This is a genomic window from Atlanticothrix silvestris CENA357 (genome assembly GCF_016056295.1).
Classification (GTDB): domain Bacteria; phylum Cyanobacteriota; class Cyanobacteriia; order Cyanobacteriales; family Nostocaceae; genus Atlanticothrix; species Atlanticothrix silvestris.
On the sequence record NZ_JAECZB010000007.1, the window covers coordinates 112,479 to 127,517 of the forward strand.

Annotated in this window: 11 protein-coding genes and 2 pseudogenes; 8 read left to right on the forward strand and 5 right to left on the reverse strand. The window is 41.3% G+C overall.

From position 1 onward, the window contains the following. Positions 1-11 precede the first annotated feature (11 nt). Entirely contained in the window at positions 12-827 is an 816-nt protein-coding gene (locus tag I8751_RS05610) for a DUF4351 domain-containing protein (RefSeq protein WP_214438180.1), read from the forward strand. 47 nt (positions 828-874) lie between these two features. Here the strand turns inward: I8751_RS05610 and I8751_RS05615 are convergent, their stop codons facing one another. Next, positions 875-1,594 carry a LuxR C-terminal-related transcriptional regulator gene (locus I8751_RS05615; protein WP_214438181.1) on the reverse strand — a complete coding sequence of 240 codons (720 nt, stop codon included), beginning with the start codon at positions 1,592-1,594 and terminating at the stop codon, positions 875-877. An 88-nt stretch (positions 1,595-1,682) separates the two neighbouring features. Between I8751_RS05615 and I8751_RS05620 the strand changes: the two genes are divergently transcribed. Next, complete coding sequence (locus I8751_RS05620; protein WP_214438182.1) at positions 1,683-2,381, forward strand: DJ-1/PfpI family protein; 699 nt, start codon at positions 1,683-1,685, stop codon at positions 2,379-2,381. On the opposite strand, the gene I8751_RS05625 is transcribed toward I8751_RS05620, so the two are convergent. Beyond that, complete coding sequence (locus tag I8751_RS05625; protein WP_214438183.1) at positions 2,378-3,061, reverse strand: LuxR C-terminal-related transcriptional regulator; 684 nt, start codon at positions 3,059-3,061, stop codon at positions 2,378-2,380. The genes I8751_RS05620 and I8751_RS05625 overlap by 4 nt on opposite strands. A gap of 102 nt (positions 3,062-3,163) precedes the next feature. Between I8751_RS05625 and I8751_RS05630 the strand changes: the two genes are divergently transcribed. The 4 genes and pseudogenes from I8751_RS05630 to I8751_RS05645 all read left to right on the forward strand — a co-directional run bounded on the left by I8751_RS05630 (position 3,164) and on the right by I8751_RS05645 (position 5,367). Continuing rightward, positions 3,164-3,820, forward strand: a complete 657-nt coding sequence (locus tag I8751_RS05630; RefSeq protein WP_214438184.1) for a DUF3386 domain-containing protein — start codon at positions 3,164-3,166, stop codon at positions 3,818-3,820. 89 nt (positions 3,821-3,909) lie between these two features. Further along, positions 3,910-4,256: pseudogene (locus I8751_RS05635) on the forward strand (DUF952 domain-containing protein). 29 nt (positions 4,257-4,285) lie between these two features. Continuing rightward, on the forward strand, positions 4,286-4,516 hold the full coding sequence (locus tag I8751_RS05640) for a DUF4089 domain-containing protein (RefSeq protein ID WP_214438185.1): 231 nt from the start codon (positions 4,286-4,288) through the stop codon (positions 4,514-4,516). Positions 4,517-5,031: 515 nt separating this feature from the next. Continuing rightward, complete coding sequence (locus I8751_RS05645; protein ID WP_214438186.1) at positions 5,032-5,367, forward strand: hypothetical protein; 336 nt, start codon at positions 5,032-5,034, stop codon at positions 5,365-5,367. Positions 5,368-5,525: 158 nt separating this feature from the next. Here the strand turns inward: I8751_RS05645 and I8751_RS05650 are convergent, their stop codons facing one another. Next, positions 5,526-6,653, reverse strand: coding sequence for an ATP-binding protein (locus tag I8751_RS05650; protein WP_214438187.1), 1,128 nt, complete (start codon positions 6,651-6,653; stop codon positions 5,526-5,528). A gap of 129 nt (positions 6,654-6,782) precedes the next feature. Here I8751_RS05650 and I8751_RS05655 point away from each other — a divergent pair, with 129 nt between their 5' ends. Together I8751_RS05655 and I8751_RS30345 are read left to right on the forward strand one after the other, a co-directional pair. Next, positions 6,783-9,533 carry a cation-translocating P-type ATPase gene (locus tag I8751_RS05655; RefSeq protein WP_214438188.1) on the forward strand — a complete coding sequence of 917 codons (2,751 nt, stop codon included), beginning with the start codon at positions 6,783-6,785 and terminating at the stop codon, positions 9,531-9,533. Positions 9,534-9,621: 88 nt separating this feature from the next. Beyond that, positions 9,622-9,910: pseudogene (locus tag I8751_RS30345) on the forward strand (IS982 family transposase); the annotation flags it as partial. Positions 9,911-10,087: 177 nt separating this feature from the next. Here I8751_RS30345 and I8751_RS05665 read toward each other — a convergent pair. Together I8751_RS05665 and I8751_RS05670 are read right to left on the reverse strand one after the other, a co-directional pair. Then, positions 10,088-13,876, reverse strand: a complete 3,789-nt coding sequence (locus I8751_RS05665) for a CHAT domain-containing protein (protein ID WP_214438189.1) — start codon at positions 13,874-13,876, stop codon at positions 10,088-10,090. Positions 13,877-14,198: 322 nt separating this feature from the next. Then, entirely contained in the window at positions 14,199-14,900 is a 702-nt protein-coding gene (locus I8751_RS05670; protein WP_214438204.1) for a hypothetical protein, read from the reverse strand. Positions 14,901-15,039: the final 139 nt, after the last annotated feature.

A 15,039-nucleotide genomic window follows, 5' to 3' on the forward strand; every position in this document is an offset into this window, starting at 1 on the left:
GGGTGTAAAAATTGAACACGGACAATATTTGTAAACTGTTAGCAGAAGAATATCCACTAGAATTTGCTCGTTGGTTATTAACATCTGAAACCACAGAAGCGAAAATACTGAAAACTGAGCTTTCTTTAGAACCAATCCGTGCAGATTCTGTCACCTTTTTGCAAACTCAAGAGAGGATTTTACACATTGAGTTTCAGACTCGTACCATCTCAAAACCTCCCCTACCCTTCCGAATGCTGGATTACTCCGTCAGATTGAGGCGCAAGGATAAATTCCCGATTACACAGGTAGTAATATTTTTGCAGGAAACAAGTGACGAAATTGCTTTTATTCAAGAGTATATTGATGAAATCACAACTCACCGTTACCGAGTTGTGCGCTTATGGGAAGAGGATTCTAGCTTATTTCTCCATAATCCAGCACTGTTACCATTAGCACCACTTACTCAAACTAACTCTCCAGCAACTTTACTGTCGCAAGTTGGTAACAGAATAGCTAGAATTTCAGATATAAATATACGACAAAATATTGCAGGGTGTACCGAGATATTAGCAGGCTTAAAATTTGACAAGGGTTTGATACGCCAATTTTTAAGGGAGGATATCATGAAAGAGTCGGTAATTTACCAAGATATTCTGGAACAGGGAAATAAACAAGGAGAACAACGCCTAATTATACGTCAGCTAAATCGACGTTTTCGTGAAATTAATCCATTGTTAATTGAAAGAGTAAAAGGATTATCGATTGAACAGCTAGAAACTTTGGCAGAAGCTTTGTTAGATTTTTCAGAAGTGGCTGAACTCGAAGCTTGGTTAAACCAACATTAATTATTCCCAGCAATGCCTAGAATATGAGGATTTTAGTAATGTATTTGTCAATCTAAAAGATCTCTTATATGTGCCACCATTTCAGCACGATTTGTAACTTCCAGCTTGCGAAATATCCGTTTCAAAGCTTGCTTGACCGAATTTTCTGTAATCCATAAAGTCGCACCGATTTTAGCATTAGTTAATCCCTGTGCTACTAATTCAGCAATTTGAATTTCCCTTGCTGTGAGGTGATTATTTACAGAGGAATTTATTTTGATTTGTTGTATGCCCAATGTAGCTAAACAAGCTGATAGATGAGTACAAACAGCGCTGAGATTAGCAATATCCTGATGATGGAATGCTGGAGTTTCACCCACACGAGCAAAATAAACTGCGCCGACGAGGCTACCACCGCCAACTATTGGCCCAGTCATAATGTGTTCGTGGTCATAGTATGCACAACAATTCTGATAAAGTTCGCATTGCTTCCACCCTCCTGGAGGTAGCACCATTTCCTCATGTGCTGGAGCATGATGCTCAACTACGTAGCGCAGAACTGGATCAACAGTTCGACCGACTTTTTCATAAAGTTCTACAAAAGTATCAGCATTGGGTACACCGTGAATATCGATTGCTACGTAACGCGATCGCTCATTGAAAAGATAGATTCCCCAACGTTGGACACTAAAATGCTCACCCACCCTATCCATAAAGCGCAGTCTGAGTTCGCGTTGATCGCGAGCAGAGGCTAAAGCTTGGAATAGCTCATGAAGAGAATTAGCCATTGAATTGAAAATGTACTCGATTGAGGACTAGGCAGTTTTAATACTCACTTCTACCATATTTCATAACTATTATTAAAAGAAGTTAGCAATGACAAATCCAGCTAAATATCACATCGGCCTAGTTATTTTCCCTGGCATGACTCAACTTGATATCACTGGGCCTCATCAGGTATTTGCCTTGATGCCTAATACTTGTGTCCACTTGTTGTGGAAGTCTTTGCAGCCAGTTACTAGTAATGAAGGCATGACAATATTGCCTACAACCACTTTTGATGATTGTCCATCACTTGATGTTTTGTGCGTTTCTGGTGGTGCTGTGGGACAGGTAGAGATGATGCGGGATGCTGAGGTGCTGAAATTTCTCCAGCAACAGGGTAAAACTGCAAAATATATTACTTCTGTTTGTACTGGCTCTTTGATTTTGGCAGCGGCTGGCTTACTACAAGGCTACCGCGCTGCCTGCCATTGGGCATTTCGTGACCAGTTAGCCATGCTGGGGGTTGAGGTCGGAACTGAAAGAGTAGTAGTTGACCGCGATCGCATTACAGGCGGTGGTGTAACTGCCGGTATTGATTTTGGATTGGTAGTTGCTGCTCATCTGTGCGGGCAAGAAACAGCTAAGTTGATTCAGTTATTGTTAGAGTATAATCCTGCACCACCTTTTAACGTTGGTTCTCCAGAAAATGCTGGAGAAGTTTTAGTGGCACAGGTAAGGAAATTGGGCGAACAGCTGATTGCAGCATCTTTTGTTCAGACCCAGCAAACAGCTAAGTTGCTAGGTATTTAATTGATCTGTTCAGAAGATATCAAATGCAGCTTTGCTACCATCTCGGTGCGAGCTGAAACTCCCAGTTTGCGAAACATTCTTTTGAGGGCTTGCTTGACAGAATTTTGGGTAATCCAAAGTTGTTCACCAACTTCCGCATTTGTTAAACCCTGCGCCACCAATTCGGCAATTTCTAACTCACGGGGTGTTAGAGGGCTTGGTAACAGAGAATTGGATATTTTTGGTGGTTTGGCTCGTAATGTTGCCATTCTGGCTGACAGGTGAATGCATAAGGCGCTCAAGTCAGCGAGGTCATCGCCATCAAAAGCCGCAGTCCCGCGATCGCGAGCTAAGTTTAGCGTCCCGACAAGCCGACCATCACAAACAATAGGGCCAGTCATCACATGTTCGTGGTCATGGCGTGAGCAAAAATGTTTCCAATCTCCTGGGGATAAAATCGATTGTTCATGGGCGGGGGCGTGACGTTCGACTACGTAGCGCCCGATGGGATTGCTTTCCATGCATACTGCTGGAATAGCTTGATTATTAATTTCAGCTGTTGGCTGTTCATCTATGAGATAGATGCCCCAATGTTGCACGCCAAAATGTTCACCAATTTTATCTGCTAAAGCTAGTTGTAGTTCTTGCTCATTGCGGACGTTGGCGATCGCTTGAAATACGGCGTGGAGAGAATTAGGCATAAGTGTACCCAGTTGGGGTCTATGCGAGACTCAGCAATTACTTCTATGCTAATACCAGCAAAGATAAAACGCTAATCTAACTGGTAACGCTAGGAGAAGCACATGACAGTTACAAAACTCTCTGCTCAGGAACTTTTCCGAGCTGCTTATGAAAACCGCTACACTTGGGATCAGAATTTCCCCGGTTATGCCGCAGATATTACTTTTAAGCATGACGATCAAGTAGTTACAGGTAAAGTTGTCGTCAACGCTAATCTCAAAGCAGAAGTGTTGGATGTAGATGACGAGGAAGCGAAGAAAGCAATTCATGGTCAAGCGTGGGAAATTGCTATTCACCGCGTCCGTCGCTCTTTTGAAGACACTCACAGCACAAATACATTTAGCTATGGGGATACTGACGAGACTGGTGCAGTCGAAATTTTAGTTGGTGGTAAGTCTGAGGGTGATAAATACAAAGTTCGTAATAACGAAGTTTGCCATGTTCACCGTCTAATTCATGGTACTTTTGTGACAATCAACACTTTCAGCAGTCATGACACTGGCGAAGGCTATTTGTCCCACACTTATGACTCTGTATATCATGACCCCAAAACTGGGGAACAAAAAGGTGGTAGAAGCGAATTTACCGATGAGTACGAAAAGATTGGCGATTATTTCATTTTGAATCGCCGGGAAATTCGGACTGAAACAGCAGGACAACTCTCAACTCAGGAGTTTGTTTTCTCGAATATTAAATTATTGGAACCTGTTGCTGCTTAAGCTCCATTCTGGAATATAAATAAAAGCGATCGCTCTTGAAACTCAGGAGGCGATCGCTTTTATTTTTGATGAAATCTATCTTTCAATTCATGAATACTATCTTCCACATCACCCAACGCCAACAATGGAAGCCAACATCATCGGTAGCTATCGCGGTGATACGCTGGATAGTGAAGGCTTTATCCACTGTTCAAAAGCAACACAAATAATCAAAGTTGCAAATTACATTTTTTTTAATCAAAAAGGATTGGTACTACTTTGCATTGATTCTGATAAAGTTAAACCTGAAATTCGTTATGAAGGTATCGAGGAAAATGAACTATTTCCTCACATTTATGGTGAGTTGAATATTGATTCTGTGTATAAAGTTATTGACTTTGAAGCTGGGGAAGATGGTTTATTTAAGTTGCCGCCAGAAGTTATAGGTTTAAGATAATTAACCGCCGAAGGCGCAGAGGAGTAGAGATGGAAAATCAAGAATTTAATGTGGGTGAGTATGTTGATCAAATGGCGTTGTTGTTGGATTTGCAGTTAAAAGATGAGTATCGAGATAGTGTGGTGGCAAATTTTGAGAGAATAAAAGCGATCGCCAATCTGGTAAATTCTTTTCCTCTACCAGAAAATATTGATGCAACGCCAAATAAAGCTTTATGTAGCAACAAGGCGACCCCTGCTGAGAACTGCACTAATATTTGACAAGTATCAATTATTAGTGCAGTTTCTTCAGAGTAGTTTAGTCATTGATGAGAGAGTTATAGTTTGTTATTTGCCTAAACACACTAAAACTATCTATTCGATTAGTTATATATTATCTCAGGTACGGTTCCGTAGCACTGCGAGGGTTTTGCCCTCACAGGCTTGAGGCGATCGCGTTATTCCTACTTTGATTAAGCAAAGCCCAAATTTTTTTATCATAATCATACACTTATATGTAATGAAGTTATTAATTTATACCCGTTAATACATAGATGTTTTGTAATAAAAATTAAATCTGCTTCACTATAATTTAAAATTTTTGACAGAGATTTAGATTAAATAAAAGTTTGATACTGTTGATTAGGATTAACTATTAGTAAGCTTAGAAATTAGTGATCCACTTTAAATTATGTTACATTAATCAAGTGATTACTTCAGAGGTATGCTAAGCTCAGTTTAGATAAATAAAAATATATTTTGTTACTTTTATATGCCGTTATTATCCCAACAAATTAATGCTTGATTTAAACACTTTAGCTGAGTTCTCCCGTGGCAACTGCTTAAGTATTTGTGCATTTCTCGTGCCGGCAAACTTGATTACTACATCATTGACAATCATCCTCACAGCACTAAATCGCCCGACACATCAAATATGGCAGGCGGCAGGGATTGCCAGCATTTTTGCTTTTGCGATGGTACTACACGTATATACTTGGTTTGCGATTGGTGTAGTGATGGCTCCCACTTATATTTTGTTGTGTCTCGCAATAAGTTGTTCGCTAACTAATTTGGTAGCAGTTATTTGGCGAAAACGCCAATTGAGTAGTTTGCGTCTTTCTAATAACGCTTGAACACGCTAACATGTTAAAAATATTTAGCTTTATTGCTGGAAGAAAGTTCTAGGAAAATCATAACTCATCCGGCTTAAAAGCTGCGATCGCCGCTGCATCTTACAGTAATATCAGCTTAGTCAGATATAAAACTGCGATCGCACGCCTTTCCATAAAATTTAATTCAATCTCTGCCGCAACCACAAAGCTAGTAGTGGCATCGCCAACTTATAAGCTTGTTCTGCACCGTAAATTAAACCTTTATGCTGTAAACCAGTCAGCGCACCTTGTAAACTACCACCTCTAGAAAGACCATGTTTTTGAATATAGTCTTTACTTTGTGGTTTTTCTGTCGGATCTAACGCTAAACATTCCAAAAGATGCACTTGATTGGCTGGTAGAAGCATCAGCAAGGATTCGTAAGTCATCGACAAATCTTTGAGTAATCCCTCAATTGCCTCTGTGACATCTTGTTCACTAATGAAACTATCAGGCAGACATGAAGTTTGCAAACGACGGATGAGAGCCATTGCATCACCAATATGTCCTTGTACAGCATCTAGAAAAAATGTTAGTGCTTTGGAACGAGAATCAAATGTTAGTCTCTGTACGTGTAGCATTTCCCTAGCCCACACGGCTAAGATGTCTCTAGCTAAAGGGGGCAATTGCACAGTTTCTAAAGGATAATTATTTTCATCTGAGTGGTGGCTTGTTTCAGCGATAGTTGCAATCAAGACATAGTTAACATGAGTGTCCTGATTGATTTTGCGCCTGAATGTCGCTTCCCATAAACTATTGCGATCCCAAGAACGGATATGAGGGAAACTATGCAAAATCAGCACTAGCCGCTTGTGTAAATCTACAGCAATGATTTGTGGCAATGCTAACAACAATTCAAATGCCTGCCATAGCTGCTTTTGGCTGAGAGAACGTGACAGCTTCAGTTTTTTTTCTACATCGAAGATAAAAAAATCACTGGCATATTGATTTACCCAATTTTGAATTTTGACTAGTTCCCAGTTTTGGCTAATAGCTTCTGTTAACAGTTGTAGAAACCTTTCCCCATCTGTGGCGCGGATACAATCTATCTCCAGTACAACTGCTCCAACTTCTTGCGCTCCTCCCTTAACTAGGGTACGCCTGCCACTACCAGGTACACCGGTAATTAATAAATCACCATCTTCTGACAAGACTTCGACAATACGCTGAAACTCTGCCGATCGCCCAATCAATTGCAATGGAGTAGACAAATCCAGACTCACAACTTTTTCGCCTTCGGGTTTAATCCTCACTCTAATCGCAAGCATACTCGATTTTTGGGCAACCATTGAGGGTGATTATAGTAATTATTGATTTTTATTAGTTTTTTAATTAGTTAAGCACTAATGATTAGTGCTATTGTTGTTTTAACACTTATTTAAGGAAACTAAATAATTATGGTTCAAGCTGTATCTACCGTTGCTGCACCAAGAGATAGACAGCCGGAAGTTTGGCATTCCTTGGAAATTGGGGAGGCGATCGCGCGGCTAAAAACTGATCAAGAAACAGGTTTAAGTAGCACTAGAGCAACACAGTTATTAACTGAGGTGGGTGCAAACGAACTCACTGCTAAGAAAAGCCAGCCTTGGTGGTTAAAGTTTCTGTTGCAATTTAACCAACCACTACTGATTATTTTGTTATGTGCAGGTTTAGTTAAAGCCGTCACTGGTAGCTTTGTGAACGCCGGGGTAATTTGGGGCGTGACTACAACTAATGCCATTATTGGATTTATTCAAGAGTCAAAAGCCGAGAGTGCGATTTCTGCCTTAGCTAAAGCCATTACCACCGAAGCCACAGTCTTGCGGGATGGGGAGAAAGTACGTGTACCTTCACGAGAATTAGTACCTGGAGATGTAGTACTGTTAACTTCCGGTGACAAAGTACCCGCAGACTTACGCTTAATTCAAGTCCGCAACTTGCAAATTGATGAATCTGCTCTCACGGGTGAGTCGGTAGCGATAGAAAAAAATATACGAATTCTCCAGCCTGACACACCTTTAGCAGAACGGAAAAACATGGCCTATGCCGGGGGCTTTGTGACTTTCGGACAAGGCACTGGGATTGTTGTAGCCACTGGTAACACCACCGAAACAGGGCGAATTTCCCAATTAATGGAGCAGCATACAGATATTACTACGCCATTAACGCGCAAATTTAATAAATTTAGCCAGAATTGGCTGTATATGGTGTTAGGGCTATCTGTTTTGTGCTTCGTTGTCGGATTGAACTCTAGAAGTGTGAACGAAGCTCTCGAAGCCGCCGTGACGCTCATAGTCAGCGCTATCCCAGAAGGTTTACCAGCAGTTGTGACTGTGACGTTGGCTATAGGTGTTTCCCGGATGGCGCGACGAAATGCCATCATTCGGAAATTGCCAGCTGTCGAGACATTAGGTAGTGCAACCGTCATTTGTTCCGATAAAACTGGGACTTTGACAGAAAACCAAATGACAGTCCAAGCCATCTATGCCGGGGGACATCAATATACGGTTACAGGTATAGGTTATGCTCCTGATGGGGAAATTCTTAGAGATGAACACCCAGTCGATATAAAGAGCGACAGAGGTTTACAAGAATGTTTAATTGCCGGATTACTCTGCAATGATTCTCACCTGGAAACTAAAAACAGCAGGTGGGTGGTGATGGGAGATCCTACAGAAGGTGCTTTGATTGCGTCAGCGAATAAAGCTGGTTTTAGTCAGCCTACTTTCGACAAGCAAATGCCCAGAATCGATAGTATTCCTTTTGAGTCTGATTATCAGTACATGGCGACTTTGCATGACACACCCAGAGGTAAAACTATTTATGTCAAGGGTTCAGTAGAGGCAATTTTGCAACGCTGTAACTTGATGCTGAACAGCGAAGGACAACCGCACCCCTTAGATTGTGTAGAAACCTTATCACGAGCCAACATTGAACGGGAAGTCAATATCATGGCGCGTCAGGGCTTGCGAGTCTTAGCCCTAGCGGAAAAGCCTGTAACAGATGAGCAAAATACAGTAGATCATCCACATATTGCTGATGGGTTAATCTTTTTGGGATTGCAAGGAATGATTGATCCGCCGCGTGAGAGTGCAATTAAAGCGGTGCAAGCCTGTCAATCAGCCGGAATTCAGGTAAAGATGATCACAGGAGATCACGCTGTCACAGCGCAGGCGATCGCCCAGAGAATGGGAATTAACAAAAATGGCTCAGTTCTAGCTTTTACAGGTGCAGAACTCGCCCAAATGGATAAAACAGAACTCGCTCAAGTTGCCGAAGAAGGCGTAGTCTTTGCCCGTGTCGCACCAGAGCAAAAACTGCGTCTAGTCGAAGCTTTACAATCCAAAGGCGAAGTTGTCGCCATGACTGGGGATGGTGTCAACGATGCACCAGCCTTAAAACAAGCAGACATTGGGATAGCAATGGGTGGCGCAGGTACGGAAGTAGCTAAAGAAGCTTCAGATATGCTACTCACCGATGATAATTTTGCCTCCATTGAAGCGGCTGTAGAAGAAGGACGAGCCGTTTATAAAAATATCATCAAAGCGATTTGCTTTATTCTGCCTGTAAACGGTGGAGAATCAATGACGATTTTAATTAGTACATTATTGGCTAGAGATTTGCCGATTTTATCTCTACAAGTTCTCTGGCTCAATATGTTGAACTCTATCACCATGACAGTACCTTTGGCATTTGAACCTAAAAGCCAAAAGGTGATGCAACAACCACCACGTCATCCCAACGAACCTTTATTATCAGGCAGTCGGATACAGCGAATTTTAGCAATTTCTCTATTTAACTGGATTGTAATCTTCGGGGTGTTTGAATACATCCGCCAAACAACAGGCAATATAGATTTAGCTCGAACAATGTCGATTAACGCTCTAATTGCCGGACGGATATTTTATCTGTTGAGTATTAGCCAATTGATCCCAAATCTGATTGCCAAGATGGACGGCACAATGAAAGAGAATGTTGATATTCCCGCCATCGGTTTTGGAATTGTCGGAGCAATTCTATTACAAATTGTCTTTGCTCATGTGCCATTGATTAATGAAGTATTTGAAACAGCACCGTTGACTTTGCAACAGTGGTTGTTCTGTTTAGGCGTAGGTTCACCGATGATTTTGTGGGCTACAGTTGTGAACCGTTTAGACCCACCAAATTAATGATTATAAAACTAAGATAACGTGAGTTCGGGATAAGGGAAAGGGCAGGTAGTAAGCTGAAAATAGCGTTAAATTCAGCACCTGCCCTATATTTAGTTTAGAAGCATTATTCTGCCACGTAGACGATTTCTGCGAGAAATTTGAAGCTAAATGGCACAAAAGCCGACTAAAACATGGAGGAATCAAGCGAGTTCGAGCAAAGAGCTTGTGCTTTAAGCGTTATGACAATTTTAATTGCGTTTCACCAAAAGCATTACCGAAATTTCAAGCGTTTTTATTTAGAACATGTAGAGAAACAATGGGAATGTGCATTTCCAGGTCTTCCAAGCTACCAACGATTCGTTGAATGGATGCCATCTGTGCAAGCGATCGCTTGTATTGATTTTGAGCCTAAAACTTCTGCCTGTAATGCTTGCCAAAAAGACCTGCGAAAGCTTTGTTAAAATTTTAAAACTGGATAATTTGCATATTCCTTTTTAAAGAAGTTAGGGATTTTAAAGTATCGCCATTAAGTCCATAAGCTCCACGCTTAGACTCTGTTAAAGTGGGGTAGTTCAATTCATCTTACCTGCAATAGTGAATGCCGCCCAGTAATAAGGATGATGATAAAGCTTTTTATCTGGTGTCATTTTACTACTTCTATATAGATGTGTTGCTAAATAAGCCCTAACTCTTAACTCTTCAGATTGCAAATTATTGAGTAAGTCTTCATACCATTTTGTTAATTCTACTGCGGTTAGTTCTTTTAGCCATGTCGTTGCTTCAGCTAATGCAGCGGTTGGTGATTTATCTTCCTGTAGCTTGCGATAAAACTCTATCATCACCAAGGCGCTCGCAGATGATTCTACAGTCCAAAGAGTACTTACTACATAGGGAACTTTTCTACAGAGAAAACCATTGACTAAACTTATATACTCGGTAGTAGTATTGTATTTGTTAATATTTGTAGTTTCACAAGCAGAGAGAGTTACCAAATTGTAGCTAGATAAAGTTCTTTGACAGATCTCTTCTAGAGTCAGTTTATCTTCACCTGCTAAAGCTAATTCTGATTTTTTAGGCTCACTATTATTGTTAACAACATGTCCCGTAAAATGCAATATATTATTACTATTAAATAAGGCATTTTCAACAATGTTTTTAGTAGCTTTTGCTCCCTGGATGCGTTGAGGATTATTAAACATCTGACTGACAATTTCAGATTCTAGTTGGGCAAATTTTAATGTGGCATAACCTGTACTATTAGGATGTTCAATACTGAGCAATTTTTGAGATATTGACTGCTGTACATTTTTAGTTTTTAAAGTCAGACCTACTTGAATACTAGGCAAATAATTAATAGTAAAATTAGATGCTACACTCAGTAAATCTTCTTGATAGGGATAAAACAGTGCATGAAGAGGCAATCTGTGCAAGTCACGGTGGGGAATGAGAATTAGTTGGGTGATATCTTCAAGTTCTTGTTCAATTGTGGAAATTTGGAGAATATTTTTCAGTTTTAACAGCCTCGACTCCATTTCTGAACGCCATGAATGATTGCTTTTGCTTTGTTGAGATGGGACTTGGCTACTATATTCCCGGTGTGTTTGATTCCAATCTTCTAGCCAATTTTCAAATTCAATTAAGCGTCTTGCGGCTTCTGTTAAAGGCAATTCATGGTGGAATGCAGTGGTTTCTTCTAAAGATATTTTTCCTACATCTTGTATGGGTGTAAAGACCAGGATAGGTGATGGCGCTTCGTCTTTAATAATGAAAGTATGTAGAGCTACCGGGCTAATATGCCAGTAAATAATTGCTGTGGTGGGATTAAGCAGTTGTTGAACTGATTCATAACTAGGTGAATAAATTTCTTCATTCCAATCGAACAACAGCCAGGTTAAGCAAGAATTTTTGATTTTTTCTGCCATTTCCCAGGCTTCCACCAAATCACCATAATCTACATGTACATCAACTGCTAATTGCCAAAGTCCGGCAAATTTGAGAGCCAGCTGCTTTTTACTTTCATCAGGGCGAGTAGGTTCATTGAGCAATTGTTGTAGTAGATTTATGCTGTGTTGCTGTAATTGTTGTGCTTGTGCTGTTTCTCCTAAACCCAAAAGTGCTTTGATTAGAGATTGTAAAACTTCCAGATGTAATTGGGGAAAATCTTCACTCGTGAGGGTTAATAGCGCCTGATTATATTCAGTTACAGCATTATGCCAATAATTACGGGCTGTAGGATATTTCTTGCCTAGATCGTAATGTGCATTACCGATCGCTAAATGTAATCTCCCCCAACCTTCAGGGTAAGTATCCGGAGGGACATGTTTCAACCCTTCCTCATAACTGGCTATTTTACCTTCATAGCCACCAGACTTGAGGGTGGGGTTTGCTGTTACTATGCTAGTTGACAAACTTGATAGCGTGTCGCTATTGACTAAATGACCAACTGCTGTACCTCGACCAATCCAAGCTTCCCAATAGTCGAGTTTGATTTGTAAGGCGTTGTCGTAAGAGGCGATCGCTTCAGCAAATTGTTCTAAATAAAACAGTGCTACTGCTTGGTTGTACCAAGCTAAGTGAAAGTCTGGTTTAATCACTATGGCTTGGCGATAAGAATCAATCGCTTCCTCGCGGCGTACTAGGTTATCTAACGCTACACCCCGGTTGTACCAAGCTAAGTAGAAGTTAGGTTGACTTAAGAGGGCTTTGTCCCAAGAAGCGATCGCTTCTGACCAACGTTTTAAATTAAACAGGACTACACCCCGGTCAATCCAGACTTCATGAAAACCCGGTTCAAGTTCTAAAGCTTCGTCATAAGATGCGATCGCTTCTTCATGTTGTTCACTGACAGCTAGTGCTATACCTCGAAAATACCAGTTTTCTGGGTCTTGGGGTTCCAAACGCACAGCTTGATCATAAGATGCGATTGCTTCCCACAGTTGCCCTAACTTCAGTAGTGCTAAACCCTTGCTAGACCAAGCATCTGGGTAATTAGGCTGAATTTCTATGGCTTGTTCAAAAGAAGCGATTGCTTCCTCAAATTGTCCTAATTCGCCTAAGGTTCCACCGCGGTTATGCCAAGCTTTGTAGTAGTCGGGTTTCAATTCTATAGCTTGGTTATAAGAAGCGATCGCCTCAGCAAAATGTTTTAAATGAAATAAAGTTAAACCTCTGTTAAACCAATATTTACAAGAGTCGGGTTTCAATTCTATAGCTTGGTTATAAGAAGCGATCGCCCCTAATAAATCACCCGTTTTGGCTTGCTGAAGACCTTGGTAAAACCATGCTTGTGCTTGGGTTAAGGGATTTGACTGATTGGTTGTAATAACTGGACTTTGGCTTGTGAAAGTTGCCAGATTGGAAGCTAGCTGTTGGGCTAAATTAGTACTTTGATCCAACCTTACTAATAATTCATCCAGGGTGTCGGCTACTTCTGGCTCTAAATTCGTGAGAGACTGATCCCAAACTCTCTCTTCTGAAACGATATGGGCTGGGGTTTTGACTACACAGTCTAATGAAAGTTCGCTTAAATTAGCAATCACATCTTCTTCAGCAGGAACAAGCAAGGGTAGTACTTTTGGGGTTTCGGCTTCTTTTGGTGTATATTTTGGAATCAGATTTTCTGAGTTTTCCTGAGGTAATAAGGTTGTGGCTTCAACAACTTCTTCCTGTTGATATTCCCAAATCCGCGAGCCTATTTGCTCATGTGTTACTGCTGCTGCGGTTTCAACTTCTTCACTTTTATACTCTAAGCGAAACCTTCTTGATTGCTCATTCGCATCTTCATCACCAGCAATTTGGGATGCTGGCGCGGTTTCAGTTTCTAGCTCATCAGACTCCCACAACAGTTCGCCTAAATTACGTATCAACTCCTGTCCTGGAGAGTTTATTAGGCTTTCGGACGTTTCGGAAGTTGTAGTTTCGGCTTCTGGCTCCTGATTGTCCTCGTACCATTCGCTTAAATTACGTGTCAATAGCTGTATGCCAATGTCATAGGAAAGTTCTCCAATTGTACCGACACCAAGTTCACCTAACTGCACCATCCGCGTTGCTAACTGATGATTTGGTGCGGGTGATGTGAGCAATTTTTCGCCAAAAATCAGCAGCCAATCTATCCAACGCTCAACGCTAATGCGTTCTTCCATTCGTTCTAGATACTTTATTGCCCACTGTTGTTCTCGTCCTTGATATACACCTTCCAACAGTTCATTAAACAAAAGTTCCAGATCCGCATTCGTGAGTTGAGGTGGTGATTCTACAACTTTATGTCCCCTCGCAGTCTTGATAACACGAGTCTGCTGACTACCAACGGGGCTGTTTAAAAACGTTTTAAGCCACTGCAATAGCTGCGTGAGATCTGCCATACTCTTGGATTTTATTTCTCCTAGATTGTAGCGATCGTTGTGTTAAAAAAATCTGTAATTACGTAAAAACAACTGAGTTTAGCTGTGTTTTTGGTCATAGGTTTATAAAAAATATACAAAACTTTATGACTAGGGGCTAGGGGCTAGGGGAGCAGGGGAGCAGAAAGAGGCAGGGAGACAAGGAGCAGGGAGAAAGGGAGAAGGATTATCACACAAACCCAAAACTTTCTCCTCTGCACCCTGCACCCTGCCCCAATTCCTCTTAATTTTCCCATTCCCCATGCCCCTTTCCCCTTCTTCCCAATGCCCCATTCCCAATAGCTTACCCTTGATCTGTAGTCGATTCATTGGCGGCATATTGATTAATCAACTCCTGGACAATAATTTGTGGATCGTCAGTCTCTATTGCTAGCTGTTGAGCAACTTGCTGGCGTAAGTTTTCATCTTGCTGCAACATTACAAACAATTGTTCCAGGCTGACTGTTTGGTATTCTCCTTCTGTTGGGAGGGATTCTTCTATAGCCGGAATATTGTCTTGTTCGTCTACTTCATCTTGTAACAAGTAGTTGTCTTGGGGTAGGAAGGTTTCACTGACAGCATCTGGCCCCTCATATTCCCATATTGGTTCGCTTTGATTGCGTCTCAATACCTGCATCCCAATATCGTAGGCCGCATTTCCAACTTCTCCGATGCCCAACTCACCCAGCTGCACTAATCGAGCAGCTAATTCATTATTGGGTGTAGGTGATGCTATTAATCTTTCACCAAAGCGTCGTAACCATTCTATCCAGCGTTCAGTAGAGACGCGATGTTCAATGTTATGCAGCCACTTTTGCGCCCAAGCTTGCCCTCGTGCCTGATGTACTCCCTCTAGAAGTTCGGTGAATAGAAACTCCAGATCTGTGTCGGTTAGAGGTGGCGCTGGTTCTTTTGGCACATTATCCTCTATTTTGGAGGAAGTCTGTTGCCCACCAAACAAGCGTTGGAAAAATCTCTTAAACCACTGAACTAACCGCCTGAGCATTTGCTGCACCATTGAGTATTGCTTACCCTAAGATTGTAGCGATCGCACTGTACCATCATTTCACTCTAGTCAATAAAATGTACATTACTAGTTATTGGGCATGGGGCATTGGGAAGAAGGGGAAAGGGGAAAGGCTGTC

What these genes read in the sequence shown, in the direction of transcription:
- I8751_RS05645 (WP_214438186.1), top strand. Translation starts at nt 5,032, where the DNA reads ATGCTTGATTTAAACACTTTAGCTGAGTTCTCCCGTGGCAACTGCTTA.
- I8751_RS05615 (WP_214438181.1), bottom strand. Translation starts at nt 1,594, where the DNA reads ATGGCTAATTCTCTTCATGAGCTATTCCAAGCTTTAGCCTCTGCTCGC.
- I8751_RS05630 (WP_214438184.1), top strand. Translation starts at nt 3,164, where the DNA reads ATGACAGTTACAAAACTCTCTGCTCAGGAACTTTTCCGAGCTGCTTAT.
- I8751_RS05620 (WP_214438182.1), top strand. Translation starts at nt 1,683, where the DNA reads ATGACAAATCCAGCTAAATATCACATCGGCCTAGTTATTTTCCCTGGC.
- I8751_RS05640 (WP_214438185.1), top strand. Translation starts at nt 4,286, where the DNA reads ATGGAAAATCAAGAATTTAATGTGGGTGAGTATGTTGATCAAATGGCG.
- I8751_RS05665 (WP_214438189.1), bottom strand. Translation starts at nt 13,876, where the DNA reads ATGGCAGATCTCACGCAGCTATTGCAGTGGCTTAAAACGTTTTTAAAC.
- I8751_RS05670 (WP_214438204.1), bottom strand. Translation starts at nt 14,900, where the DNA reads ATGCTCAGGCGGTTAGTTCAGTGGTTTAAGAGATTTTTCCAACGCTTG.
- I8751_RS05625 (WP_214438183.1), bottom strand. Translation starts at nt 3,061, where the DNA reads ATGCCTAATTCTCTCCACGCCGTATTTCAAGCGATCGCCAACGTCCGC.
- I8751_RS05655 (WP_214438188.1), top strand. Translation starts at nt 6,783, where the DNA reads ATGGTTCAAGCTGTATCTACCGTTGCTGCACCAAGAGATAGACAGCCG.
- I8751_RS05650 (WP_214438187.1), bottom strand. Translation starts at nt 6,653, where the DNA reads ATGCTTGCGATTAGAGTGAGGATTAAACCCGAAGGCGAAAAAGTTGTG.